This window comes from Streptomyces sp. GbtcB6 (genome assembly GCF_019091475.1).
In the GTDB taxonomy this organism is placed as follows: Bacteria; Actinomycetota; Actinomycetes; order Streptomycetales; family Streptomycetaceae; genus Streptomyces; species Streptomyces hyaluromycini.
This window is the reverse complement of sequence record NZ_JAGXJL010000049.1, coordinates 19,494-44,717: the sequence shown is the minus strand read 5'-3', so window position 1 is coordinate 44,717 and position 25,224 is coordinate 19,494. Positions and strand designations below refer to the sequence as shown.

Below are 25,224 nucleotides of genomic sequence, written 5' to 3'. Positions count from 1 at the left end.
GCCGCCGCATGGTCCGCGACGGCCTGGAATCGGCAGGTCAGGAAAGGGAAGTCTCCCGCGACGACGGTCGCTCGGTCCACGTGTTTTTTCGTCGACGACTACGGAGCGAACACGTGGTCGACCGAAGGGGGGCCGTATCCGGGTGGTCCGGTACGGCCCGGCCGGCTCGGGGCTCAGCCCAGCAGCAGCGACCTGGGCTGGGCGGAGAGCGCCTGGTCGAGGACGAGGGAGGCGGCGCCCACGGCGGCGACGTTCTCGCCGAGGGTGGTGGAGACGACCGTCGTCGGGTGGGTCGCCTTCACGAACGGGGAGCGGGCGACCATCGGTTCGATGACGCGCAGCAGCCGGTCGGCGAGCAGCTTCCAGGTCGGCCCGCCGAACACGATGGTGTCGACGTCCAGAAGGGTGGCCGCCGCGCACACCCCGCGGCCGATCCGGATCGCGAGGCGCTCGATGATGCCGTCCGCCTGTGCGTCGCCCGCGGCGGCGAGCTCCGCGAGCCGCTCCAGACCGCGCTGGGCGTCGGCCGGGTTGGTCACCGTGTACTCGGCGCCGAGCACGCCCAGGGCGACGCCTTCCTCGACGAGTGTCTTCGTCGAGGAGGCGGCGCCGAGGCCGCCGACCTCGCCCGCGTTCCCGGAGACGCCGCGCAGCACGGTGTCCTCCACCACCAGACCCATGCCGGAGCCGGTGCCGAGGTAGAAGAAGAGCAGGTTGCGGCTGTCGGTGGCCGCTCCGGTCCAGCGTTCGGCGACCACGGCGGCCGTGACGTCCTTGTCGAGCAGCGCCGGGAACCCGGTCGCCTCGCTGAGCCTGTCGCGCAGCGGGTAGCGGCCCCAGCCGGGCAGCTCGGGCGGGTCCACGACCCAGCCGGCGTCCGCGTCGATGGGGCCGGGCGCGGCGATGCCGAGGCCGAGGACCCGCTCCCGGTCGGCGCCCGACTCGGCGACGATCGCGGAGACCGAGGCCGCCATGTCCGCGGCGATCGCGTCGGTGTCGCCGCCGCTCGGCGTCACCACGCTGCGCTGGGCGACCACGGTGCCGAGCAGATCCACCAGGACGCAGGTGATGACCGCCGGGTCGAGGTGCACCCCCACCGCGTACCGGGCCGCGGGGACGATTTCGAGCAGGGTGCGGGGCTTTCCGCTGCCGGTGCTCTGCTTGCCGGACTCCCGTGCGATGCCCTGGTCGAGCAGGCGCCGGGTGATGTTCGAGACGGTCTGCGCGGACAGCCCGGTGGCCTGGGCGAGTTCCACCCGGCTCAGGCCGGTGGGGTGCCGGCGGATGGCGTCCAGGATCACGGACTCGTTGAAGTCACCGAGGCGCGGCAGGTTGGTACCGCGCCGGATGGTGGGCTGCCCGGTGCTCGCCGTGCTCCCCGTCGTGCTTGTCAACGTGCTTCTCCCTGCCTCGGCCGGCGGCATCCCGCGTCCGCCCCTCCGACGCATTCAGTTGGTGGAATGTTAGGGCACGGCTCCGTGGCCGCGGATGGTCCTTGCGCGTACACGTCAGGCTCGGTCCGGGGATCCGCCGGCCGGGCGCAGCCGCAGCGTCCGGATCTGGAACGGCCGGAACCCGAGGTCGACGGCGGCCTCTCCGGACGCCTGGGGCAGCTCCCGTTCCGGCCGCTCCAGCAGGTCGCAGTCGTGGACGGCGGCGGTCGCGAAACCCGCCGTGAGGCGTGCCCGGACCGCTCCCCCGCACGCCTCGTACAGGCGCACGACGACATCGCCGCTGCGGTCGTCGGCGAGCTTGACCGACTCCACGACCACGTCGGAGGTGTCGAGGGCGACCAGCGCCCGGGCCGCGACCGGGGCGGGCCGCAGCGGCAGGTTCAGGGCGTAGCCGCCGGCGACGGCCTCCTCGATGCCGGCCCCGGCGAGCAGCGCGTAGCCGAAGGTGTGCCGGCCGCGGTCGGCCTGCGGGTCGGGGCTGTGCGGGGCCCGCAGGAGGGAGAGCCGCAGGGTCGTGGTCGTGCCCCCGTCCCCCCGGGTGTCGCGGCGGACGTCGTGCCCGTAGGTGGAGTCGGTGAGCAGGGCGGCGCCCCAGTGCCGTTCGCCCACGTGCACCCAGCGGTGCGCCCACAGTTCGAAGCGGGCCGCGTCCCAGCTGGTGTTCTCGTGGGTGGGCCGCCGGACGTGCCCGAACTGGATCTCGGCGCTCTCCTGGTCCGCGTGCACGTCCAGCGGCCAGGCCGCCTTCAGTACGGTGTCCCGCTCCTGCCAGTCGATGTCGTTGCGGACGGTCACCCGACGGCTCTCGGCGGCCACCTCGATGTGCTGCACGAACCGTGAGGAGCCGTGGACGCGCTCGACCCGCACCGACGCGAGCAGCGGCCCCTCCGCCACGAGCGTCACCGACTCGGCCTCGTCCAGGTCGCGCACGGTGTCCCGGTAGTAGGGGTCGAGGTTCCACGCCGACCACAGGTTGGGGTCGTCCGGGTGGAGCTGGAGGAGGTTGCCGGCGGCTCCGGGGGCGATGGCCTCCCGCCGCGCCGCGTGGTCGTACACGGAGGTGACCAGGCCACGGCTGTCGACGACGACGGTGAGCGCCCCGTTGCCGAGGACGAAGCCGCCGTCCCGCGCGGCGGCGGTGACCGGGCCGCGGTACTCGTCGGCCGTGCCGCCGGAGGCGAGCGCGCCGACCTCGGCGAGGACGGCGCTGCGCCCGTCCGGCAGGCGCTGGCCACCGGGGAAACCGGGGACCACCACGACCTCGCGGCGCGGGTACGGCCCGGCGTTGAGGAGGGCCGGCGGGCCGGGCAGGAAGGCCACCGCCTCGGCGATCAGCGTCTCCAGCTCAGCGTGGATCTCCGCGTACTCCCGCTCGGCCTGCCGGTGCACCCAGGCGATGGACGAGCCCGGCAGGATGTCGTGGAACTGGTTGAGGAGCACCCGCTGCCACAGCGACTCCAGCCGCTCGTACGGGTACGGCGCCCCGGCCCGGACGGCGGCGGTGGCGGCCCACAGCTCCGCCTCGCGCAGCAGCGCCTCGCTGCGCCGGTTGCCGCGCTTGGTGCGGGCCTGGCTGGTGTAGGTGCCCCGATGGTTCTCCAGGTACAACTCGCCTCGCCACACCGGGAGTTGGCCCTTGTACTCGGCGCGGGCCGCCTCGAAGAACGCGTCCGGCGACTCGATGACGACCTTCGGGGAGCCTTCGAGGTCGCGCAGCCGGCGGGCCTTCTCCAGCATCGAGCGGGTGGGACCGCCCCCGCCGTCGCCGTGGCCGAACGGGGCCAGCGAGCGGGTGGCCACCCCCTTCTCGGCGAAGTTGCTTTCGGCGTGGGCGAGTTCACCGGCCGTGAGGGAGGCGACGTAGCTGTCGACGGGCGGGAAGTGGGTGAAGACGCGTGATCCGTCGATGCCTTCCCAGGCGAAGGTGTGGTGCGGCAGCCTGTTCGTCTCGTTCCAGGAGAGTTTCTGGGTGAGGAACCACCGGGCACCGGCCAGCCTGGCGAGCTGCGGGTAGGCGGCGGTGTAGCCGAACGAGTCGGGCAGCCACACGCCGTGCTGCTCGACGCCGAGATTCTCCGCGAAGAAGCGCCGCCCGTAGACGAGTTGGCGGGCCAGCGCCTCGCCGCCGGGCAGGTTGCCGTCGGCCTCCACCCACATGCCGCCCACCGGTACCCAGTTCCCGTCGGCCGCGGCCTTCTTCATCCGGGCGAAGATCTCCGGCCGCTGCTCCTTCATCCACGCGTACTGCTGCGCCGAGGAACAGGCGAAGACCAGCTCGGGGTACTCCTGCGCCAGCGTGGTCATGTTGGTGAAGGTGCGGGCGCACTTGCGCACGGTCTCGCGCACCGGCCACAGCCATGCCGAGTCGATGTGGGCGTGGCCGATCGCGGCGACGGTGTGCGCGGAGGCGTGCGCGGGCCGGGACAGCACCTCGGCCAGGCGCTGCCGGGCGGCGGACGCCGTCCCCGCCACGTCGGCCGGGTCGACGGCGTCGGCGGCGCGGCGCAGCGCGTGCAGGATCTCGTGCCGTCGGCCGGCACCGACCGGCAGTTCGTGCATCAGTTCGTCGAGCACCTCGATGTCGTGGACGAGGTGCCACACCTCGTCCTCGCGCACCGCGATCTCGGCCTGTACGAGCCGGTAGAGGGGTGCGGTGCCCGCGGTGTCGGGCGAGCCGTAGTGGACGCCCACGCTCGCGCTGGCGACGATCGGCGGGTTGGCGGCCAGCTCGACCAGCAGGTCGACCCGGTCGCCGCCGGTCGCGGAGCCGGTCAGGAGCACGGTCCGGTGGTAGGGGTGCAGGCCCTGGATCGGGGCGCCCTGGGCGTCGTGGACCAGGCCCTCCGCCTGGCCGCCGGGTCCCTTGGTCAGGTCGAAGTCCAGGTCGAAGACGGCCTCTACGCGCCGGCCCGCCCACTCCGCGGGTATCTCCGCGCGGGCCCGCAGCCAGGTCGTCGCCCAGGGGCCGCCCCAGGTGGAGCCGAGTGTGAAGGGCTCGTAGTCGGCGCGCAGCGCGTCGGCGACGGGGACCGGTTCGCCGTCCACGAACCAGGCGCTCAGTCGGAGGGGGCGCGCGGCGCTGTAGAGGGCGGGGCGGACGACCCGGTCCAGCAGTTTGCGGATCCGGGTCTCGGTGATCCGGCGGTCGTCATGCACGGTGCGGGTCCTTCCGGACGTCGGGCCGGACGTCGTGCTCGGGGTCGGGGTCGGGCAGCCGGACGGTGTCCCGGGTGCCGTCCGGCCAGGTCACGTCCGCGAGCAGGGTGGTGCCCTCGGCGCGGGTGGTGACCTGGGGCAGGGCGGTGGGGTCGGTGCCGCCGAGGTGGATCAGGGCGATGTGCAGGGTGCCGTGGGCGACCGGCCCCGCGGTCTCCGCGAAGGGGGTGGCGGACGGGGAGCCGAGGGCGTTGCTGTCGACGCCGTCGGCCACGGCGACCCGCGGCAGTCCCCGTGCACCGACGACGAGCGAGACCAGCCCCTCGTCACCGGTGACCCGGGCGGCAGCGCCGTGGTCGTCACCGGCGCCCCCGGCGGCAGCGCCGTGGTCGTCACCGGCGCCCCCGGCGGGAGCACCGTGGCCGTCACCGGCGACCCCGGCGCCGCCGCCGTCCGCCCGGCCGGCCAGGGCCCAGCCGCCGACGCGCAGTACCTGGCCGTCCCCTGGGTCGCCGTCGACGCGTACGGCCCGGACCTCGACCGAACCGCGCAGCACGGACCCGACGGTGATCCAGGGGCCGGGGGTGTAGCGGGTGTCGGGGCCGCCGAACGGGTCCCAGGTCGCGTCCGCGGGCCAGTGCGCCCGGGAGCGCGAGACGGCCGTGGCACCGTCGAGGGACACCCGCGTCGCCGGGCGCCGGTGGGAGGCGCGGCCCGCGGCGTCCAGCAGCACGACCGCGTTGTCCAGCGGGTCGGCGTCCGCGCTTCCGCCGGGGAGGGTGGGGTCACCGGGTGTCTCGGGTGCGGTGTGCGTCGAGTAGGCGAACCGCGCGTAGCAGGGGTCGTCCGCATGCGGGCGGAACGGGTCGGTGTGGTCGCCGCCGTGGTTGACGACGCGTACGACGCCGTCGGCGGCGGTGCCGGCGACCAGCCAGCCGGGTGCGGCCAGGGCGCGGGTGAAGTCTCCTTGCTCCACGGCGAGTTGTTCCTCCGGCTCGGTCCACACGGGGTGGTCCGGCGGCAGCAGGAGACCGAGGAAGCCCTTCGCCGCCCAGTACGGGGAGGCGGGTCCCGAGTACACCTGGAGGAGGCCGCGGAACGGGCGTCGCCAGCCGAGGGTGAGCAGGCTGTCGGCGTCGGTGCCGAAGTGGCCGAGCATCCGGTTCGCGATCGCCCGGGTCTCCCCCGGCGCCAGCGGGGTGGCGTCGAACAGGGCGCCGGTCCACAGCGGGGCGAGCGCCGCGTGCCGGTAGGTGAGCGAGCGGCCCTGGATCAGCGGCCCGCCGTTGGCGCCGATCAGCAGCCGCTGGTCCGCGAGGAAGCGGTGCAGCCGGGCCCGGTAGCGGTCGAGGAGTCCGGCGGGCGCGGCGGTGCCGAGGATGCGGCAGAACCACAGCGGGTAGAGGTGCATGGCCCAGCCGTTGTAGTGGTCGAAGTTGCGCCGTTCGCCGCCGGTGAGTCCGTCGGAGTACCAGCCGTCGCCCGCGTACCAGCCGTCGGTGAGCGCGATGACCCGGTCCAGGTCCTGTTGCCGCCACTCTCCGCCGGTCGTGCGGGCGAAGGCCTCGGTGACGCCCTGGAACCAGATCCAGTTGTTGCCGGGCATCGGGTCACCGGCCATCGGGGCCAGCCAGTCGAGGATCCGCTGTCTGACCCGGTCGTCGAGGCGGTCCCAGATCCAGGGCCGGGTCTCGTGCAGGGCGAGGACGATCGAGGCGGCCTCGACCTTGGCCTGGTTGCACTCGGTGAAGGCGGGCCAGCGGTCCGGGTGCCTCGGGTCGGTGCCGGCGGCCAGGCCGGCCGCGTACCAGCCGGCCAGGTCGTGCGGGTCGGCCCCGCCCGCCCCCGCCAGCCGGAGACCGGCCAGCAGGAACGTGCGGGCGAACCCTTCCAGGCCGTCGCTGAGTGAGCCGTTCGCGCTGGGCACTCCGGGGAGCCGGACCAGGGAGTGGTCCTCGGTGGCGTACGGCCGTACCGCGAGCAGCATCCGGTCCGCGGTCCGCTCCCAGTGGGCGCGGTCCTCGGCGGGGGTGCGGTTCATGAGTTCCGGGTCTCCCATGCCTGTTCGAACTCGGCGCGGATCCGGTCACCCGCCTCCTTGCGCCAGTTCCGCATCGCGTCGTCCCACGCCTTCAGCGGGAGGCGGCCCTGCATGATGCCCTTGCGGGTGTCGTCCAGGAGGGTGCCGAACAGCTTGGACTTCTTGGAGTCGGTCGGCGAGTACAGCGGCTCGGCGGGGTTGGGGATCAGTACCTTCACGGCTTCCTTCTGGAAGGCGTACTGCGTGTTCACGATGTCCGGCTTGGCCGGGTAGTACAGGGTGAACGGCGCGTCCGTCGCGAAGATGGTGGGCAGCGTGGCCTCGGCCTGGCCCTGCGGGGTGAGGACCGGGTCGGTGCCCTTCAGGGTGTGGTCCGGGCCCCGGACCCCGTACTTGCGCAGCAGGTAGGCGTCCGTGCCGAAGGGGGCCGCGAGGGCGTTCATGGCGCGCAGGATCTGCTGGATACGGGACCTGGGGGCCTTCTTGACGATGAGCGTGGCGTAGTTGGCGGAGCCCTGCCACTGGCCGCCCGCGCCGCCGTCGTACCCGGGGGCCATCATGTAGCCGAGTTCGAAGCCCTTCGTGGCGGCGGCGTAGTTGGTGTAGTAGTCGTTCCACGCGGCGGGTGCGTCGGGGTTCATGACGGTCTGTCCGCCGCCGAACCAGTCCTTCGCCTTGCCGAGCACGCTGTACGTGTCCGGGTGCATGACCCCGGCCCTGGTCAGCCGGCGGACGGCGTCCAGTGCCTGCTTGGCCTCGTCCGTCTCGTAGTACCAGGTGAACTTGCCGTTCTCCGCACGCCAGTTGTTGGGGGCCTTCAGCATCTGCATCACGAAGTTCCAGGCGGTGATGCTGTCGCCCAGGGCGTACTGGTTGTTCTTCGGGTCCGTGACGTCCTTGCAGAGCTGGAGGAACTCGGCCCAGCTCTTCGGGTTCGGGTCGAGCCCGCGCTTGTCGATCAGGTCGAGCCGGGTGTAGGTGGGGCCGCCGGAGAGCGGGCGGGGCATCGGCAGCGCGTAGATGCCGCCGTTGCGCACGCAGGGCGCCCAGGAGGCGGAGGGGATGTTGGCCAGGAAGGGGTAGTCCCGGATGTTGTCGCCGGACAGGTGCGGGGTGAGGTCCTCGAAGAGGGTGTCCAGCATGTCCGGGGTGGCGGCCGAGTTCTGGTCCGGCTTCAGCATCAGCATCGCGTCGGGCAGGTCGCCGCCCGCGATGGTCACGGCGAACTTGGCCGGGTAGTCGCCGACCGGTGTGATCTCGAAGTCGAGGTCGCAGCCGACGCTCTTGTTGAGGTTCTGCCACAGGACGTTGCGTCCCTCCGGCGGCGGCACCGGGTTGAAGATGAGCGTCATGATGTCGATGGCCGGGCCCTTGGCGGGCGGGCCGTCCGGGAAGGCCGTGACCGGGGCGGCCGGGTAGTCCAGATAGCCGGGTGCGACGCCGTCCGCGGTGGCCGGCATCGCGGTCGTCACCCCCTTGTACGGGAGGTACGCCGGCAGCTGGGCCTGGGCGTTGGCCTCGCGGGCGGTGGCCGGGCGGTAGTCCCCGCAGCCGGCCAGGGCCAGGCCCGCGGTGACGCCGGCGGCGGAGGCGAGGAAACCGCGCCGGCTCAGGGATCCGCTGTTCACGAGGGTGTTCGCGGAGGTGTTCACAGGGGTGTCCACGGGGGTGTCCATCGGGGTCCTCATCCCTTCACCGCCCCGATCATCACGCCCCTGTTCATGTGCCGTTGCAGGAAGGGGTAGATGACCACGATGGGCACGATCGACAGAACCAGGATCGCCGCCTGCAGCGACTGGGCCGGCGGCAGCGGCGCCCCGGCCGCGACATCCACCTGCCCGCCGCTGAGCGCCGCGTTGTTGACGACGTACGTCCGCAGCACCAGCTGCATCGGCCACTTGGACGCGTCGTTCATGTAGAGCAGGGCGTTGAAGAACGCGTTCCAGTAGGTCACCGCGTAGAACAGGCCGATGACGGCGACGGACGCCTTGGACAGCGGCAGCACCAGCCGGGTGAGGATCTTCCGCTCGGAGGCGCCGTCCATCCGGGCCGCGTCGATGAGCTCGGCGGGCAGGCTCATGAAGAAGGAGCGCAGCACGATCACGTTGAACGCGTTGATCGCGGAAGGCAGGATCAGCGACCAGTAGCTGTTGATCAGGCCGAGCTGCTTGACCATCAGGTAGCTCGGGATGACACCGGGCACGAACAGCATCGACATCAGCAGCAGGAGCAGCACGGGCTTGTGCCCGAAGGACCCGGGGCGGCTGAGGCCGTACGCCAGCATGATGGACGAGACCAGGCTGAGGGCCGTGCCGACGACGGTGATGCCGACGCTGACCAGCATGGCCTTGGAGACGATCCCGCCGTTGAGGAGTGCCCTGTAGGCGAGGAACGTGGGGTGGTCGGGCCACAGGACGTAGCCGCCCGCCTTGGTGACCTCCGCGGAGTCCGCCAGCGAGGTCGAGACGATCGCCACGAAGGGCAGCACCACCAGGACCACGCAGACCAGCAGGATCAGCGACTTGGCGGTACGCCAGGGCAGGGTGCCCGGGGTCTCCCCGGGGATGGCGCTGTAGGCGCGGCGCGGCCTGCGGCGCACCGGGTGGGCCGGCGACAGCGTTGTCATGACCGGTAGACACCTTCTTCCCCGAAGAGGTGGGCGATCTTGTTGGCGCCCAGCACGAGCACCACGCCGACCAGGCCCTTGACCAGGCCGACGGCGGCGCTGACCCCCCAGTCGCCGGCGATGAGGCCGTGGTTGTAGACGTAGGTGTCCAGCACCTCGCTGTTGTCGAGGCCGACACCGGTCTGCTGGAGCAGGATCTGTTCGAAGCCGACGGACAGCGCGTCGCCGAGCCGGAGGATCAGCAGCAGGATCACCAGGCCCCGCAGGGCCGGCAGGGTGACGTGCCAGGTCTGCCGCCGGCGGCTGGCGCCGTCCATGGCGGCCGCCTCGTAGAGGTTGTTGTCGACCCGGGAGAGGGCGGCGAGGAAGAGGATCGTGCCCCAGCCGGTGTCCTTCCAGATGACCTGGGAGGTGAGCAGCGTCTTGAACAGGTCGGGGTTGCCGATGATGTTCCAGGTGCCCATGTCGTGGGCCTGGAGGAACAGGTTGAGCATCCCGCTGCCGCCCAGCAGCTGCTGGAACAGGGAGACGACGACCACCCAGGACAGGAAGTGCGGCAGGTACAGGACGTTCTGCACCCACTTCTTGACGCGTTCGCTGACCAGGCTGTTGAGGGCGAGCGCCAGGAGGATCGGCGCCGGGAAGACGAACACGACCTGGATCAGGGTGAGTTCGAGGGTGTTCACCAGCGCGTGCAGGAACTGGTCGTCACCGTTGAACAGCACGTCGAAGTTCTTCAGCCCGTTCCACGGGCTGTGCATGATGCCGATGTACGGCTGGTAGTCCTGGAACGCGATGATGTTGCCGAGCAGCGGGATGTAGTGGAACAGCAGCAGGACGACGAGGCCTGGTGTCACGAACCAGAACAGGCCCAGGTCGCGGCGGCGTCCCGGCCGGCCCGGCCTCGGGCGTCCGCTGCCCGGTGGCCCGCCCTCCTCGGCCGGACGAGCGGCCGGTTCTTGCAACGTTGTCATGACGAGAGAGCCCTTTCGTCGAGAGACGTACGACGGGCGTGTTCCGGCCACCCCCCGGACCGGCAGGAGTATGTAAATCCAATCGATGGGCTAACGTCAATGCTCCCGACAGGTAAATTCATGGGCGGGTTCACGGCTTACGGGCGCCCGGAGGGGCAGGGCGCGGGCGAAGTGGCCCATGCCACGGGACGGAAGGTGGCCCAGAGGTCCGGGCCGGTTCCGGGATACCGTCGAAGGCGTGACGACAGCAGCGCCCGCCGGTCCCCTCGGCCGGCCGCCGTCCGCGGTGGCAGGGCTCGCCGCGGGGCGCTGAGATGGGTCACGACGGGCGGCCGCCGCCGGGCGGGGCCGGTCCGTCGCCACGACTCCCCCACCCTCCCAGAGGTACCTCTCATGCAAGCCATCACCGTCAAGGACCGCGACGCCGGAGTCGGCGGTCTCGCCCTCACCGAGCTGCCGCTCCCGCACGCGGCGGAGAACGACGTGATCGTGCGCGTGCACGCCGCCGGGTTCACGCCCGGCGAGCTGACCTGGCCCGCCACCTGGACCGACCGGGCCGGCCGCGACCGCACGCCGAGCGTGCCCGGCCACGAACTGTCCGGCGTGGTCACCGAGCTGGGCTACGGCACCACCGGACTGACCGTCGGCCAGCGGGTGTTCGGGCTCGCCGACTGGACCCGTGACGGCACGCTCGCCGAGTACACCGCCGTCGAGGCCCGCAACCTCGCCCCGCTCCCGGCCGACGTCGACCATGTCACGGCCGCGGCCCTGCCGATCTCCGGGCTCACCGCCTGGCAGGGCCTCTTCGACCACGGCCGCCTGGCCACCGGCCAGACCGTGCTGATCCACGGTGCCGCGGGCGGCGTCGGCTCCATCGCCGTGCAGCTGGCCCGTGCGGCGGGCGCGCGGGTGATCGGCACCGGCCGGGCGGCCGACCGCGACCTCGCCCGCGACCTGGGCGTGGACACCTTCGTGGACCTGCAGGCCGGGCGGCTGGAGGACATCGGCGAGGTCGACGTGGTGTTCGACGTGATCGGCGGCGAGATCCTCGACCGCTCCACGGCGCTGGTCCGCGCCGGCGGCACCCTGGTCACCATCGCCCGTCCGGTCACCGTCCACCCCGCGGACGGGCGGGCGGTCTTCTTCGTCGTCGAACCCGACCGCGCACGCCTCACCGACCTCGCCGCACGGCTGCGCGACGGACGCCTCAGGCCCGTCGTCGGCGCGGTCCGGCCGCTCGCCGAGGCGGTTGCCGCGTTCACCCCGGAGAAGCGCACGCCCGGCAGGACGATCATCCGGGTGGCGGAGGACTGAGGGGCGCCGGTACGGGCGGTCCCCGCCGGTCACGCCGGCCGGCGCGACAACGCACCGTGACGTGCTCCAGGCCGCCCGGCCAGAGCGCTCCGTGCCCCGGCCGGGCGGCCTGGAGCACGTCTCGCCGCGGCGCCGCCCGGGACGGCCCCGTGGCCCCTGTCAGGCCAGTCGGTGCAGGGCCTCCTCGGTCACCTCCCCGAGCAGTGGCTCGCCGGCCGCCCAGCGCTCGACCTCCGCGAGCGCGTACCGGCCCAGCCGGCGCAGCTCGCTGCCCTGGGCACCGGCGATGTGCGGGGTGACCAGCACATTGGGCAGGGACAGCAAGGGGTGCCCGGGCGGCAGCGGTTCCGGGTCCGTCACGTCGAGGTACGCCTCCAGCCGGCCGGAGGCGCACTCGCGGGTCAGCGCCTCCGTGTCGACGACGGCGCCGCGGGCCGTGTTGACGAGCACGCCCCCGTCCGGGATCAGGGCGAGCATCCCGGCATCGAGCAGGCCGGTCGTCTCCGGCAGCAGCGGCGCGTGCACGCTCACCACCGCCGACCGGCGGCACAGCTCGGCCAGTCCGACCCGCTCCGCGCCCAGCCGTCGCGCCTGTTCGTCCGTGACGTGCGGGTCGCTCAGCAGCAGCCGGTGGCCCGCGTCGGACCGGCGCAGCCCGGCCAGCACCGCGCGCCCGATGCGTGAGGCACCGACGATGCCCACCGTTCCGCCGTCGGCGCCGGTACGGCTCTCGAAGGCCGGCCACCCGGCGCCGTAGCCGGCCGCCATGGTCAGCGTGCGGCGGGCGGCGAGCGTGACGAGGGCCAGGGTGTAGGCGGCGACGGGGCCCGCGTTGGCGTCGGCCGCCGACGACACCACGATGCCGCGCTCCCAGACCGCGTCGGTCACCAGCCCCTTGACGCTGCCGGCGGCGTGCATCACGGCCCGCAGGCGGGGTGCCCGAGCCAGCACGTCAGCGGTCAGGCGCGGGCAGCCCCAGCTGCTGATCAGCACCTCCGCCTCGGCGAACGCGGCGGGGAAGACCGCCCCCACCGGGCCGGGGGCGAGCCGGACCAGCCCGGAGAGCCGGTCCCGCAGCTCCGCGGGGAGCACCTGGTCCGCGACGACGGGGTCCATGACGGACACGGCCGTGGGCCGGCCGGACGGGGCAGTCATCGTGCTGGGTCCTCTCTCGGTCCGTACGACAACGGGATCGGAGACGGCACCGGGCCCGGCGGACGTGCCGGGCCCGGGGTGTCGGGTCACCGGGTCAGGCGCGCGGCAGCCGCAGCGTCACCATCTGGAACGGCCGCAGCGCGAGGACGACACCGCCGTCCGCCGCGGCGGGCCGCTCGGCGTCCGCGAGCGGGCGCTCCAGCAGGTCCGTCAGGACGGCCCGGTCCGCCGCGAAGCCGTCGGCGGACACGGTGGCCCGGGCCCGGCCGCCGTTCGCCTCGTACAGCCGCACCACCAGGTCGCCGCCGCGGTCGTCGGCCAGCTTCACCGCGCTGACGACGACGGCGTCGTTGTCGACGGTCACCAGCGGCGCCACCTCGGCGGCTCCGCCGACCCGGCGCTCGGGCAGGTTGGCCCGGTAGCCCTCGCGGACCGCGTCCCCGATCGTCGCACCCGGCACCAGCGCGTGCCGGAAGCGGTGCACGCCCTGGTCGGTCTCCGGGTCCGGGTAGCGGGGCGCGCGCAGCAGCGACGCCCGTACGGTGGTCGTCGTACCCGCGTCCCCGGCGCCGGTGCGCACCGCGCGGGTCACGTCGTGGCCGTACGTCGAGTCGTTGACGACGGCGACGCCCCAGCCCGGTTCGTCGAGGTGGACGAAGCGGTGGTTGCAGGCCTCGAACTTGGCCCACTCCCAGCTGGTGTTCTGGTGGGTGGGCCGGTACACGTGCCCGAACTGCGTCTCGGCGGCGTACCGGTCGGCCCTGATGTCCAGCGGGAAGGCCAGCTTCAGGAAGCGCTCGGTCTCGTGCCAGTCCACCTCGGTGTCGATGTCGAGGCGCTTGGCGTCCGCCGGGACCGACAGCAGCTGGATGACCCGGGAGCCGCCGAAGACCCGCTCGACACGCACCGCGCCGCCCTCGGCCTCCAGTCCCGCCACCTCGGCGAGGTCGCTGCCGACGTTGCGGTAGAAGGCGTCGACGTCCCACGCGTCCCACTGGTTGGGGAAGTCGGGGTGCAGCTGGAGCAGGTTGGCCGCCTGCCCCGGCGCGATCGCCTCCCGGTCCGCGGTGATGTCGTACGCCGAGACCACCAGTCCCCGTCCGTCGATCTCGACCCGCAGCAGGCCGTTGTCGAGAAGATAGCCGCCGCCCTCGCGCGGGACGGGCGTCACGGTGTCCCCCTGGGCGGCCCGGGCCGCGGCACCTCCGGCGGGCACCGAACCGCGGGTGTGCGGAGCGGAGTTGAAGATCAGAGTGCGCTCCCCCTCCCCCGCCAGGGCACGCTGGGCCGCGCCGATGACGCCCTCCAGCTCCCCGGCCAGCCGTGTGTAGGTCTCGCGGGCCTCCCGGTGCACCCAGGCGATCGACGAGCCGGGCAGGATGTCGTGGAACTGGTGGAGCAGGACCGTCTTCCAGATCCGGTCCAACTGCTCGTAGGGATACGGGAATCCGGTACGCACCGTGGCCGTCGCGGCCCACAGTTCGGCCTCGCGCAGCAGGTGTTCGCTGCGCCGGTTGCCCTGTTTGGTCTGCGCCTGGCTGGTGAGGGTCGCGCGGTGCAGTTCCAGGTAGAGCTCGCCGACCCACACCGGCGGGTCCGGGTATTCGGCCTCCGCCTTGGCGAAGAAGTCGGCGGGCGCCTCCCACGCGACGGCCGCCGAGCCCGCCAGGCTGCGCAGCCGGGCTGCCTTGGCGACCATCTCCCGGGTGGTGCCGCCGCCCCCGTCGCCGTAGCCGGTGGGGGCGAGGGAGCGGGTGGCGGCGCCCTTCTCCTTGAAGTTGCGGGCCGCGTGCGCGATCTGACTGCCTGTCATCTCGCAGTTGTAGGTGTCGACGGGCGGGAAGTGGGTGAAGATCCGGCTGCCGTCGATGCCCTCCCACTGGAAGGTGTGGTGCGGGAAGCTGTTGGTCCGGCTCCAGGAGATCTTCTGGGTGAGGAGCCGTGTCGAGCCCGCCGCCCTGATGATCTGCGGGAGCCCGGCGGCGAAGCCGAAGGTGTCGGGCAGCCAGGCCTCGTCGTTCTCGATGCCGAACTCGTCGAGGAAGAACCGCTTGCCGTGCACGAACTGACGGGCCATCGCCTCCGAGCCCGGCATGTTGGTGTCCGACTCCACCCACATCCCGCCCGCCGGCACGAACCGACCCTCCGCGACCGCCTTCTTCACCTTCGCGTACACCTCGGGCCGGTGCTCCTTGATCCAGGCGAACTGCTGGGCCTGGGACATGGCGAAGACGAATTCGGGCTCCTCCGCCAGGAGGGCCGTCATGTTGGACGTCGTACGGGCCACCTTGCGGACCGTCTCGCGAATCGGCCACAGCCACGCCGAGTCGATGTGCGCGTGCCCGACCGCGCTGATCCGGTGGGCGGAGGGCGCGGCGGGGACGGCGAGCACCTCGGCCAGACACGCACGCGCCCGTTCCGCCGTGCCGTTCACGTCCTGGAGGTCGACGGCGTCGAGTGCCCGGCCGACCGCACGCAGGATCTCCCAGCGGCGTGCCCCGTCGACGGGCAGTTCCGCCATGAGCTCGCCGAGGACCTCCAGGTCCATGACCAGGTTCCACACGGTCTCGTCGAAGACGGCCAGCCGCAGCTCGCCGAGGACGTACTGGGGCGCGTCACCGGCGGTCGCCCGGTCACCCATCGGGGTGGGCCGGAACGGCACGCCGCTCGCGTCCAGGTCGGGGTTGGAGGCGGCCTCGATGCGCCAGTGGACCTGCTCCCCGCCGGCCACGGGTGAGCCGACGCGGACATGGGTGTTGCGCGGGTGGAGGCCCTTGACCGGCGTGCCGTCGGGACGGTAGACGAGACCCTCGCACTGGAAGCCCGGGGTGCGCGGGGTGAAGCCGAGGTCGAGGACGGCCTCGACGGTCCGGCCGGCCCACTCGGCGGGGACGGTGCCGGTGACCTTGAACCAGCTGGTTCCCCACGGCGTGCCCCACGGGGTGCCCGGGGCGATGGGGCGGGTCGGGGCGGCCAGCCCCTCGGCCACCGGGACGGGTTCGCCCGGGGTGGACCAGATCTCCACGGTCAGGGGGGTGGTGACGGGGTGGACGGCGGGACGGATGCGTTCCCTGAGGACGCGTTCCAGACGTGCTTCGACCAGGTTCCGGTCGTCGTGCATGAAGGGGGTCTCCTGTTGCGTGGTGCGGGTCAGTGGAGCGGAGCGGGTCGCTCGCAGGTACTGGTCACCGGGAGTGCGCGGCCCTGGTCCGCCGCGTCCATGAGGGTCAGCATGACGTCCAGGACGTGGGCGGCGAGTTCGGCCGACGCACGGTGCGGGCGCCCCTGCGTCAGGGCCTCGGCGAGATCGGCGAGGCCGATGCCGCGGCCCGCGTCCCGGTAACCGGCGGAGACGGGCAGGGTCTGCCAGCCGTCGCCCCGATGGAGTTCGACGGCGCCGTCGAAGCCGTTCGGGTCGGGCACCGACAACGAGGCATCGGTGCCGTGCACTTCGATGCGCGGCAGCCGGGCGGCGCGCACGTCGAAGCTCATGACCAGGGTGGACAGGGCTCCGCCGGCGTGCTCCAGAACACCGGTGATGTGGGTGTCCACCTCCACCGGGAAGACGGTCCCCGCGCGCGGGCCGCTGCCGATGGTCCGCTCGGCCCGCGGCCGCGAGGAGGCGCCGGTCACCCTGACCACCGGGCCCAGCAGGTGGACCAGGGCGGAGAGGTAGTAGGGGCCCATGTCGAGCAGGGGGCCGCCGCCCGGCCGGTAGTAGAACTCCGGGTCCGGGTGCCACTTCTCGTGTCCGGCGCTGGTCATGAAGGCGGTGGCCGCGACCGGCCGGCCGATCAGACCGTCGTCGACCGCCTTGCGCGCGGTCTGCGTTCCGGTGCCGAGGACGGTGTCGGGCGCGCAGCCGACCCGCAGCCCGGCCTCCCGCGCCGCCGCCAGCACGGCGTCGGCCTCCTTGCGGTTCGCCGCGAGCGGCTTCTCGCCGTACACGTGCTTGCCTGCGGCGAGCGCGGTGAGGGCGACCTCCGCGTGGGCGGCGGGAACGGTGAGGTTGAGGACGGCGTCCACGTCGTCCCGGGCCAGGAGCGCGGTGACGTCCGGCGCCTCGGCCGCGCCGGTCTGCCCGGCGACGCTCCGCGCCCGGGCGGGGTCGAGGTCGGTGACGGCGGTGAGCCGTACGGACGTCAGCCCTTCCAGGGTCGAGAGGTAGGCGCCGCTGATCTTCCCGGCGCCGACGATGCCGATGTCCAAGGGCTTCAGCGGCTCGCCCACAGCAGTCCCCTTTCGGTCAGTGTGCGCACTTCGGGCACGTCGAAGTCGTCGGGCTTGTGCCCGATGGCCGAGACGAAGACCCGCCCCGCGCCCCAGGTCCTGGTCCACACGGCGGGCATCACCGCGGGCCGGTCCCGGAGTTCGTCGGCCGGGAAGGTGGTGGTCGCGAGGACGTCGATGTGGGGGTCGGTCAGCAGCCAGTACTGCTCGGTGTGCACGGCGAAGTCGTCGAGCCCCGCGACGACCGGGTGGCCGGCCCGCTCGGGCAGCAGGTGCACGGTGTGGTCGTGGAAGCCCGGCGGGTGCATCACGAACTTGCCGCCGGTCAGCAGGTGGTAGCCGTGGTCGTGGAAGCTGTCGACGATGCCGCCGTGCCAGCCGGCCAGGCCGGTGCCGGCGCGTACCGCGGCGGCGAGGTTGTCGCTCTGCTCCCGGGTGATGGTGCCCATGGTCCAGCACTGCACGACCAGGTCGGTGGCGGCCAGGCGCTCCGTGTCCTCGTACACCGCGAGGTCTTCGGAGGTCTCGACGACGAACCCGTTCTCCTTGAGGAAGGGGACGAAGCCGTCGCTGATCGTCACGGGCTGATGCCCGTCCCAACCGCCGCGGACGACCAGCGCCCGCCGGATGTCGGTGGTCAAGGTGATCGCACGCTCCCATCGGCGCCGCACGGCTGTGCGCGGCGGTCGGTATTGAAAGGGCGGGTCGGAAATGAAAGGCGGGTCGGACTAGGGGCGATGTGAACCTATGGATGCCCCCGACAGTTTGTCAATACGTTTTATGAACCCTGCGCGCGGTGTGCGGGCAGGTGCCGGTCAGCCGGTGATGTCGAAGGTGGACGCCGAGTCGTTCTGGGTCGCGACCTGGCCCGACCGCAGGTTCTGGATGGTGTTGCCGGAGAAGGTCCCGGTGCCGGTGACCCCCGAGGCGACCCAGATTCCCTGGTCGGCCGGAGCGTCGATCGTGTTGCCGGTCAGCGTCACGTTGACGTTCTTGCGGTCGATGTAGAGGCCCGCGCGGAAGGCTCCGCGCAACACGTTGTTGCTCAGGGTGACGTTCGTATAGGCGTCCGGATACAGCGAGGTACTGGCCGGGGAGCTGATCCGTACCCCGTGCCGGACGCCGTTCCAACCGCCGCCGCCGATCAGGACGTTGCCGCTGACCGTGGCCGACTCCAGGGGGTGGCCGGTGTCGCCGAACACCCCGATGTCCAGGGCGCTGTTGGAGGACACACTGTTCACCAGGTTGTCCGTCATCTCGACGTTGCGCCCGCCGGCGATCCGCAGGCCGTTGGCCCACCAGGGCGCGATGGCGGTGTTGTCGATGATCTTCGCGCCGTCGACCTGGCCGTTGGTGCCGCTCGCGCCGGCGTCGGAGTAGGTCGCGAAGGAGTCGTCGCCGGTGCCCCGGGCGAAGTTGTTCTGGACCGTGATGTGGTAGCCGAGCTTGTCCGGGTTCGGCGTGTTGCTGTTGTTGATGTTGAAGCCGTCGCCGTAGGAGTCGGCGGTCCGGCTGTCCCGGACGATGCCGTTGGAGCCGGAGAGCCAGTTGGCGTCGGTGTGCCGGGTCCAGATGCGCTCGACCAGCCAGCCGCCGGCGCCGCTGGCGTTGATGCCGTAGTCCGCGCCGCCGGAGCCGCCGACGCCCCGCCAGACGGCGTTGGTGTCGATCTGGACGTCCCGCAGCGTGGTGCCCGAGCCCACCAGGATCTGCGACCGCCAGGTGGCCGGCAGCGGCGGCCTGCGGTAGATCGTCGTGTACCACATGCCGGCACCCTCCACCGTCACGCCGGTGAAGTTGAGCGTCGTGCCCGACAGGCTGTTCGTCAGGTACTTGCCCGGCGGGATCCACACCGACTTGCCCTGTGTCCTGGCGGCGTTGACCGTGTTCTGGATGGCGGCGGTCGAGTCGGTGCCGAAGTTCGGGTCCGCGCCGTAGCCGACGACGGAGAGCGAGTCGGCCGGCTGGGTCCGCGCGGCTCCGACGTTCTCCAGGTCGACCGAGTCGACGTCGTAGACCGCGGCGGTGTTGGCGGAGTCCTTCCGGAGGGTGATGGTGCCGCCCGCCGGGATGGCGGTGCCGGTGACCCGGACGGGGAACTCGTTGTAGAAGCGGTACGGCATTCCGCCCGCGTTGGGGTCGTCCGGGTTGGTGGTCGCGTCTCGGTAGTTCCAGGCCTGCTTGGAACTCAGGGTGATCGCCTGCCGGTAGGTGCCGTTCACATAGAGGTCGAGCGTCGCGTCGATGCCACCGCCGGTCGCCGAGTCGGGGATGGAGGCGCGCACCACCAGGCTGTTGGCCGCCTTGCCCGAACTGTTCTTCAAGGTCACCGAGTTGCTGGTGCCCTTCAGCTCGACCAGCGAGTTCCCGGAGGCCTCGGTCTCCAGGGTGGCCACGGACGGCACCGCGGCCCCCGGCTTGAGGGAGCGGACGGCCGCGCCGCCGCCGAGCGTGCCGGTCTCGGCCTCGACCGTCACGAACGGCGTCGTGGCACCGGCCGTCGCGGCGGCCGGCCGGGCATCGGCCCCGGCCGCGGCGCCGGCCCGGCCGTCGGTGCCGGGAACGACGAACAGCGCACCGGCGGCGACGGAGGCCATACCGCCGAGCCAGAAGGAGGGTCGTCGGATTCTTCGGAGCATGTGTCACCTCTCGACGAGAGTCGGAGGCAGCGCGGGACCGACCGGTCGCACACTCCCTCGCTGTCCAAACGGGGTGCGGGACACTTACTTCCGGGACACTTGCTTCTCTGCGTGCGAAGGGCACGCACGCACCTGCCAAAGCCGACCTCGCGCCGGCACCGGCGCACGCACACATCGGCCGCACCGGCACCGGCGCACAGCCGTACCGGCCCGCGCCGGCACCGGTACACGCCCGTACCCGTACCGGCGCCCACCGATGACCGGCATACGCCGACACCGACACCGACACCGATGTGTCGCCGCCGATTTCCTTCGACCTGATCCGCCGGACAGGCCCCGGCCCCGCCGATCGCGCTGGCGAGTCTAGCGACGGCCCGGCGATTATTCCATCACCTTGATTAACTAACTTTGAACCGCCTCGGAGCCTTCTCGCCGCCGCCCTTCCGGCCCGGCCGCCGGTCCGTCGCCGGATCCGTCGTCGTACCGCTGCCAGTCCCGGTCCGTGAGTTCGAGGAGCCGGGCGATGTCCGTCGGCTCGGGCAGAGGACCGTGGTCCCCCGTCACCTTGAGGGCGGAGACGGCGGTGAGGTGGCCGAGCCGGAGGGCACGGGCCGGCGTCTCCGCGCGCAGCAGCCCGGCCAGGAAGCCCGCCGCGAACGCGTCGCCCGCGCCGACCGGTTCCACCACGGCCGTCCGCAGCGCGGGCACCGTGCACGCGCCGTTCGCGGTCACGGCGGTCGCGGCCCGGGCGCCGTCCTTGACGACGAGGATCCGCGGCCCGGGCAGCAGCTCTCGCAGGCCGGTGACGGTCAGGTCGCCGCCCCACAGCTCCTGGGCCTCGTCGAGGCCCACGAAAACGATGTCAGCGCGGTCGGCGAGGGCACGCAGCAGTGCCGGCGCGGTGCCGTCCGGCCACAGCGCGACCCGGTGGTTGACATCGAAGCTGACGGCGTACGGCCGTTCGGCCGCGGGCGTGTCGAGGGCCCGGGTCACCAGGGCGCGGCAGGACGCGGAGAGGGCGGGGGTGATGCCGGTGAGGTGCAGGAGGGCCGCCGAGCTCAGGGGTTCGCCGTCGAGCAGGCCGGGGCCGAGGGCCGAGGCCGCCGAGCCGGCGCGGTAGTAGTGGACGCGGGTGCCGGCGGGGCCCGGGTTCTTGAGGAGGAGGCCCGTGGGCCGGTGCGGGTCGGTGCGCACATGCGTCACGTCGACCCCGGCGGCGGCGACCGCGGCGCGCACCCGGCGGCCCAGCGGATCGTCGCCGACGGCCGAGAGCCAGCGGGCCGGAATGCCGTGGTCGGCGAGGTACATGGCCACGTTGGACTCCGCGCCCGCGACGGACAGCCGCAGTTGCTCGGCGTCCGCCAGCGGCCGGGGCGGGTCGGGGGCCAGGGCGGCCATGGTCTCGCCGAGGCAGACGACCGGTCCCGGGGCCGGACGCCAGGGGGCCGTCACGCCGGTCCCTCCTCCGGTACGGCGGCCCGGAAGGCGCGGGCCCGCTCGCGCAGGGCGGTGATGCTGCCGCCGTCCGCCGCGTCCCCGACGAGCGGGGAGCCGATGCCGACGGCGGTGGCCCCGGCGGCCAGGTAGGCCCGCGCGGCCGGCACGTCGACGCCGCCGACCGGGACGAACGCGGCGTCGGGGAACGGTCCGCGCAGCGCCTTCAGGTAGGCCGCTCCCCCGGCCTCGGCGGCCGGGAAGAGCTTCAGCGCGGCCGCGCCACGGGCCTGCGCGGCGATCACGTCGGTGGGGGTCAGCACGCCGGCCAGGACCGGCATGCCGAGTTGCCGCGCGGTGTCGGCACCGGCGCCGAGACCCGGGGTGACGGCGAAAGTGGCGCCCGCACGGTGGGCGGCGTGCGCGTCGGCGGCGGTCAGCACCGTGCCGGCGCCCAGCGGCCGTTCGGGGCCGAGTTCCTTGTGGGCCCGGGCGATGACGGCGAGGGCGTCCGCGCCGCTGAGCGACACCTCGATCAGTTCGATGCCCTCCTCGGCCAGGGCCAGCACGGTGCGCAGGGCGGCTTCCGGGTCGCCGCCGCGCACGATGGCGAGCAGACGGCGGGCGGCGAGGGCGGCTCGCAGATCCACGAGCGGGGCTCCTTCCATGGTCAGCGGGGGCAGTGGCAGTCGGTGCCGATGGTGAGCCGCCAGCGGACCTCGCCCGAGGCGGGGACGCGGGCGGCGTCGTCCGGGCCCGCGTCGGCGAGGTCGAAGACGCGGCCGAGCATCGGCTCGACGCCCGTACTGCGATAGGGCCGGTCGGCGGGGAAGCCGCCGAGGTTGCGCCACAGGGCGACGGAGAGCGGCTGTCCCTCCGCCTCGACGGCCAGGGCTAGCCGGTCCGTGCCGTCGTGCACACAGCACCGGTTGCCGTCCACCACGGCCCCGACCGCCGTACCGTCGTCCGGTCCGAAGCGGTCGAGCCGCAGCCCCAGGGGTGCGGGCCAGGTGCCCGTCACCCAGGGTGCGCCGTCCGGCCAGGGACCGTCCAGCAGGGGCGCCGCCTCCGGGAACAGCCGGGTGGGCGCCCCCTCCCGGGCCCGCAGGACGGCTTCCTCGGAGAGGTCGAGGAGCGCGTGGGCGGCCCAGAGGAAGCGGAAGCCGGGGTCGGCCGTCAGCACGTAGTCGGCCTCGACACCGTCGGCCGTGTCGCGCAGCGTGCGCGTCAGGGTGAAGCGGTCGCAGCGGACGGTCTCCCCGGCACCGTCACCGTCGCGCGTCCAGGGCCGGGACCAGGCGTCCCCGTGGTCGGGGGTGCCGCGGACGGTGGGGACGCACTCCTCCAGTCCTCCCGCGTCCACGAACGCGTCGCCCGGTGCCACGCCGTGGCGTTCGGGGCTCTCGCGCCGCCACAGCCACTCACGGCCGCCGCGGCGCAGCGAGGTCCAGCGGCCGCCGTGCGCGAGGTCGGTGACGGCGTCGAGCGGCACGGTCACCACTCCGCGAAGGAGCCGTCGGCGTGCCGCCACACCGGGTTGCGCCACCGGTGCCCCGTACGGTCGGCCGCGCGTACGGCCGACTCGTCGAGGGTGATGCCGAGCCCGGGGGCGTCACCGCGGTGCGCGTGCCCGTCCACGAAGCGGAAGGGTTCGGGGTCGACGAGGTAGGAGAGGAGGTCGGCTTCCTTGTTGTAGTGGATGCCGCGGCTCTGTTCCTGGATGAGGAAGTTCGGGGTGGCGAAGGCGACTTGGAGGCCGGCCGCGAGGGAGATGGGGCCGAGCGGGCAGTGCGGGGCGAGCTGGGCGCCGTAGGTCTCGGCGAGCGAGGCGATGCGGTGCACCTCGGAGATGCCGCCGGCGTGCGAGAGGTCCGGCTGGGCGACCGCGATGCCGGCGGCCAGGACGGGCAGGAACTCGGCGCGCGAGTACAGGCGTTCGCCGGTGGCCAGCGGCACCGGGCTCGCGGAGACCAGTCCGGGCAGCAGGTGGCCCTGCTCGGGAAGGACCGGTTCCTCCACGAACAGCGGGTGCAGCGGGGCGAGTTCGGCGAGGACGCGGCGGGCGCTCGCGGCGGTGAAGCGGCCGTGGAAGTCGACGGCGACGTCCCGCTCCGGGCCGAGGGCGTCCCGGGCGGCGCTCACCCGGGCGACCACGGCCGCCGTCTCCGCCGCCGTGGCCAGCGGCGAGGTGGCCCCGGCGGCGTTCATCTTCACCGCGGTGAAGCCCGCCTCGACCTGGGCCGCTATCTGCTCGGTCAGCTGGGCGGGTTCGTCGCCGCCGACCCAGGCGTAGACCCGTACCCGATCGCGCACCGGACCGCCCAGCAGGGCGTGCACGGGCGCGCCGTAGGTCTTGCCGGCGATGTCCCACAGGGCCTGGTCGAGGCCCGCGACGGCGCTCGACAGCACCGGCCCGCCCCGGTAGAAGCCGCCCTTGGTGAGCACCTGCCAGTGGTCCTGGATGCGCAGCGGATCCTGCCCCACCAGGTATTCGGCGAGGACGTCGACGGCCGCACGGACGACCTCGGCGCGCCCCTCGACGACGGGTTCGCCCCAGCCGACCACTCCGTCGTCGGTCTCGACGCGGCAGAACAGCCAGCGCGGCGGGACGAGGAAGGTCTCTATCCGGTCGATCTTCACTGGCCGCCGCTGCCTTTCGTGTCGTTGCTCCCGGTCCCGTCCTCGGGGCCGTCGAGCCGTGCCAGGTCGCGGCCCGCCTGGTCGAGCAGGGCCCGCATGGCGGTCTCGGCCGCCTGTGGGTCGCGGTCGCGCACGGCGTCCAGGACGGCGCGGTGCGCGGGGACGGGATCCTCGCTGTGCGGGGCGCTGTGCACGATCCGGTCCCGGTGGGCCAGCCCCGACTCGATCACCATCTCCATGCGTTCGAGCAGTTCGTTGTGGGTGGCGGCGAGCAGGGCGCGGTGGAAGGCGAGGTCGGCGTCGACGGCGTGGCCGGGGTCGGCCTCCTGCCTCCCCATCGCCTCCACGGCCGTCTCCAGCAGCAGCAGGTCGGCCTCGGTGCGGCGCTCGGCGGCGAGCCGGACGGCGGCCGGTTCGATGATGGCGCGGACCTCGGCGAGGTTGCGCAGCAGCGACCACTCCGCGCCGGTCGTACCGCCGCCCTCGAACTGCCAGCGCAGCACGTCGGCGTCGAGCAGGTTCCAGTCCGCGCGAGCCCGTACGAAGGTGCCGCGTTTCTGGCGGGCGTCGACCATGCCCTTGGCGGCGAGCACCTTGAGGGACTCGCGCAGGGCGGTGAGGCTGACGTCGAGTTCGCTCTGCAGCGCCACCAGGTCGAGCGTGGCCCCTTCCGGGATCTCGCCGCCCAGGATGCGGCGCGCCAGGGCCTCCACGGTCTGGCCGTGCACACCGCGGCGGGCGTAGGGCGTCATGTCGTACAGCCTTTCTGTTCAAGGGGCATCATGCGGAGGCCTTCACGACGCTCCAGCCACCGTCCACGACGAGACTGGACCCGGTGATGTAGGAGGCCTCGTCGGCGCAGAGGAACGCGATCGCGGCGGCCACCTCCTCGGGGGTGCCGAACCGGCGGGCGGCCGTTCCGGCGACGCTGCGTTGCCGCTCCTCCGGCGGCACCCTGTTCCAGGCCCCGGTCAGGATGGGCCCGGGGAGTACCGCGTTGACGCGCACCTCGGGCCCGTACTCGACGGCGAGCTGTCCGCACAGGGACAGCAGGCCGCCCTTGGCCGCGGCGTAGGCGGGGTGGCCGGGGATGCCCGCGTGGGCGTGCACCGACGAGGTGAGCACCACGGCGCCGCGGCGGGCGCGCAGGTCGGGCAGGACGGCCTTGACGCCGAGGAAGCCGCCGGTGAGGTTGACGGCGAGCTGCCGCTGCCAGGACGGCAGGGTCATCTCGTGGGCCGGCAGGACCTCGACGGTGTACGCGTTGCTGACGAGCACGTCGACCGGTCCGAAGGCATGGGCGGCGGTCACGATCCGCGTCCAGTCGTCCTCGGCGGCGACGTCCGCGTGCACGTACCGGGCCCGGCCGCCGTCCTTCTCGATCCCGTCCACCACGGCCTGGCCGCGTTCGTCCGCGATGTCGGCGAGGACGACGGCGGCGCCCTCCCCTGCGAGGCGTGCGGCGGTGGCGGCTCCGATGCCGGAGGCGGCGCCGGTCACCACGGCGGTACGGCCGGTGAAGCGGGCACCGTACCGTGGCACGGACTGGTCCATCGGGCTC

The 25,224-nt window shown here is 73.1% G+C and carries 18 protein-coding genes; 1 reads left to right on the top strand and 17 read right to left on the bottom strand.

Annotated elements, in window-relative coordinates; genetic code table 11:
• Positions 1-173 precede the first annotated feature (173 nt).
• The 6 genes from KVT45_RS44555 to KVT45_RS44530 form a co-directional block, all read right to left on the bottom strand.
• Positions 174-1,394 carry an ROK family transcriptional regulator gene (locus tag KVT45_RS44555; RefSeq protein ID WP_245883516.1) on the bottom strand — a complete coding sequence of 407 codons (1,221 nt, stop codon included), beginning with the start codon at positions 1,392-1,394 and terminating at the stop codon, positions 174-176.
• A gap of 114 nt (positions 1,395-1,508) precedes the next feature.
• Entirely contained in the window at positions 1,509-4,610 is a 3,102-nt protein-coding gene (locus KVT45_RS44550; protein WP_217555370.1) for a glycoside hydrolase family 38 C-terminal domain-containing protein, read from the bottom strand.
• Positions 4,603-6,651 (bottom strand): DUF2264 domain-containing protein, encoded by a 2,049-nt coding sequence (locus KVT45_RS44545; RefSeq protein ID WP_217555368.1) that lies wholly within the window; start codon positions 6,649-6,651, stop codon positions 4,603-4,605. Before KVT45_RS44545 ends, KVT45_RS44550 begins: the two co-directional genes overlap by 8 nt.
• Positions 6,648-8,327 carry a substrate-binding domain-containing protein gene (locus KVT45_RS44540; protein ID WP_254648256.1) on the bottom strand — a complete coding sequence of 560 codons (1,680 nt, stop codon included), beginning with the start codon at positions 8,325-8,327 and terminating at the stop codon, positions 6,648-6,650. The genes KVT45_RS44545 and KVT45_RS44540 overlap by 4 nt, the downstream gene beginning before the upstream one ends.
• An 8-nt stretch (positions 8,328-8,335) precedes the next feature.
• Positions 8,336-9,277, bottom strand: coding sequence for a carbohydrate ABC transporter permease (locus KVT45_RS44535; protein ID WP_217555366.1), 942 nt, complete (start codon positions 9,275-9,277; stop codon positions 8,336-8,338).
• On the bottom strand, positions 9,274-10,251 hold the full coding sequence (locus KVT45_RS44530; protein ID WP_217555364.1) for a sugar ABC transporter permease: 978 nt from the start codon (positions 10,249-10,251) through the stop codon (positions 9,274-9,276). The genes KVT45_RS44535 and KVT45_RS44530 overlap by 4 nt, the downstream gene beginning before the upstream one ends.
• A 393-nt stretch (positions 10,252-10,644) precedes the next feature.
• Between KVT45_RS44530 and KVT45_RS44525 the strand changes: the two genes are divergently transcribed.
• Positions 10,645-11,565, top strand: a complete 921-nt coding sequence (locus tag KVT45_RS44525) for an NADP-dependent oxidoreductase (protein ID WP_217555363.1) — start codon at positions 10,645-10,647, stop codon at positions 11,563-11,565.
• A gap of 159 nt (positions 11,566-11,724) precedes the next feature.
• On the opposite strand, the gene KVT45_RS44520 is transcribed toward KVT45_RS44525, so the two are convergent.
• The 11 genes from KVT45_RS44520 to KVT45_RS44470 all read right to left on the bottom strand — a co-directional run bounded on the left by KVT45_RS44520 (position 11,725) and on the right by KVT45_RS44470 (position 25,217).
• Positions 11,725-12,720, bottom strand: a complete 996-nt coding sequence (locus KVT45_RS44520; RefSeq protein ID WP_217555361.1) for a hydroxyacid dehydrogenase — start codon at positions 12,718-12,720, stop codon at positions 11,725-11,727.
• 94 nt (positions 12,721-12,814) lie between these two features.
• Positions 12,815-15,841, bottom strand: a complete 3,027-nt coding sequence (locus KVT45_RS44515; protein WP_217555359.1) for a glycoside hydrolase family 38 C-terminal domain-containing protein — start codon at positions 15,839-15,841, stop codon at positions 12,815-12,817.
• A gap of 29 nt (positions 15,842-15,870) precedes the next feature.
• Positions 15,871-16,950 (bottom strand): Gfo/Idh/MocA family protein, encoded by a 1,080-nt coding sequence (locus tag KVT45_RS44510; protein WP_217555357.1) that lies wholly within the window; start codon positions 16,948-16,950, stop codon positions 15,871-15,873.
• Complete coding sequence (locus KVT45_RS44505; RefSeq protein WP_217555355.1) at positions 16,935-17,591, bottom strand: ThuA domain-containing protein; 657 nt, start codon at positions 17,589-17,591, stop codon at positions 16,935-16,937. Before KVT45_RS44505 ends, KVT45_RS44510 begins: the two co-directional genes overlap by 16 nt.
• 174 nt (positions 17,592-17,765) lie before the next feature.
• Positions 17,766-19,589: a glycosyl hydrolase family 28-related protein gene (locus KVT45_RS44500; RefSeq protein ID WP_217555353.1), complete on the bottom strand. Its 1,824-nt coding sequence runs from the start codon at positions 19,587-19,589 to the stop codon at positions 17,766-17,768.
• A gap of 402 nt (positions 19,590-19,991) precedes the next feature.
• A complete protein-coding gene (locus KVT45_RS44495; RefSeq protein ID WP_217555351.1) occupies positions 19,992-21,041 on the bottom strand; it encodes a sugar kinase in 1,050 nt (349 codons plus the stop codon).
• Positions 21,038-21,673 carry a bifunctional 4-hydroxy-2-oxoglutarate aldolase/2-dehydro-3-deoxy-phosphogluconate aldolase gene (locus KVT45_RS44490; protein WP_217555349.1) on the bottom strand — a complete coding sequence of 212 codons (636 nt, stop codon included), beginning with the start codon at positions 21,671-21,673 and terminating at the stop codon, positions 21,038-21,040. Before KVT45_RS44490 ends, KVT45_RS44495 begins: the two co-directional genes overlap by 4 nt.
• Before the next feature lie 20 nt (positions 21,674-21,693).
• Complete coding sequence (locus tag KVT45_RS44485; protein ID WP_217555347.1) at positions 21,694-22,521, bottom strand: hypothetical protein; 828 nt, start codon at positions 22,519-22,521, stop codon at positions 21,694-21,696.
• On the bottom strand, positions 22,518-23,663 hold the full coding sequence (dgoD, locus tag KVT45_RS44480; RefSeq protein WP_217555345.1) for a galactonate dehydratase: 1,146 nt from the start codon (positions 23,661-23,663) through the stop codon (positions 22,518-22,520). Before dgoD ends, KVT45_RS44485 begins: the two co-directional genes overlap by 4 nt.
• A complete protein-coding gene (locus tag KVT45_RS44475; RefSeq protein WP_217555343.1) occupies positions 23,660-24,415 on the bottom strand; it encodes a FadR/GntR family transcriptional regulator in 756 nt (251 codons plus the stop codon). The genes dgoD and KVT45_RS44475 overlap by 4 nt, the downstream gene beginning before the upstream one ends.
• 28 nt (positions 24,416-24,443) lie before the next feature.
• Positions 24,444-25,217, bottom strand: coding sequence for an SDR family NAD(P)-dependent oxidoreductase (locus KVT45_RS44470; RefSeq protein WP_217555341.1), 774 nt, complete (start codon positions 25,215-25,217; stop codon positions 24,444-24,446).
• Positions 25,218-25,224: the final 7 nt, after the last annotated feature.

What these genes read in the sequence shown, in the direction of transcription:
- KVT45_RS44545 (WP_217555368.1), bottom strand. Translation starts at nt 6,651, where the DNA reads ATGAACCGCACCCCCGCCGAGGACCGCGCCCACTGGGAGCGGACCGCG.
- KVT45_RS44540 (WP_254648256.1), bottom strand. Translation starts at nt 8,327, where the DNA reads ATGGACACCCCCGTGGACACCCCTGTGAACACCTCCGCGAACACCCTC.
- KVT45_RS44535 (WP_217555366.1), bottom strand. Translation starts at nt 9,277, where the DNA reads ATGACAACGCTGTCGCCGGCCCACCCGGTGCGCCGCAGGCCGCGCCGC.
- KVT45_RS44530 (WP_217555364.1), bottom strand. Translation starts at nt 10,251, where the DNA reads ATGACAACGTTGCAAGAACCGGCCGCTCGTCCGGCCGAGGAGGGCGGG.
- KVT45_RS44525 (WP_217555363.1), top strand. Translation starts at nt 10,645, where the DNA reads ATGCAAGCCATCACCGTCAAGGACCGCGACGCCGGAGTCGGCGGTCTC.
- KVT45_RS44520 (WP_217555361.1), bottom strand. Translation starts at nt 12,720, where the DNA reads ATGACTGCCCCGTCCGGCCGGCCCACGGCCGTGTCCGTCATGGACCCC.
- KVT45_RS44515 (WP_217555359.1), bottom strand. Translation starts at nt 15,841, where the DNA reads ATGCACGACGACCGGAACCTGGTCGAAGCACGTCTGGAACGCGTCCTC.
- KVT45_RS44500 (WP_217555353.1), bottom strand. Translation starts at nt 19,589, where the DNA reads ATGCTCCGAAGAATCCGACGACCCTCCTTCTGGCTCGGCGGTATGGCC.
- KVT45_RS44475 (WP_217555343.1), bottom strand. Translation starts at nt 24,415, where the DNA reads ATGACGCCCTACGCCCGCCGCGGTGTGCACGGCCAGACCGTGGAGGCC.
- KVT45_RS44470 (WP_217555341.1), bottom strand. Translation starts at nt 25,217, where the DNA reads ATGGACCAGTCCGTGCCACGGTACGGTGCCCGCTTCACCGGCCGTACC.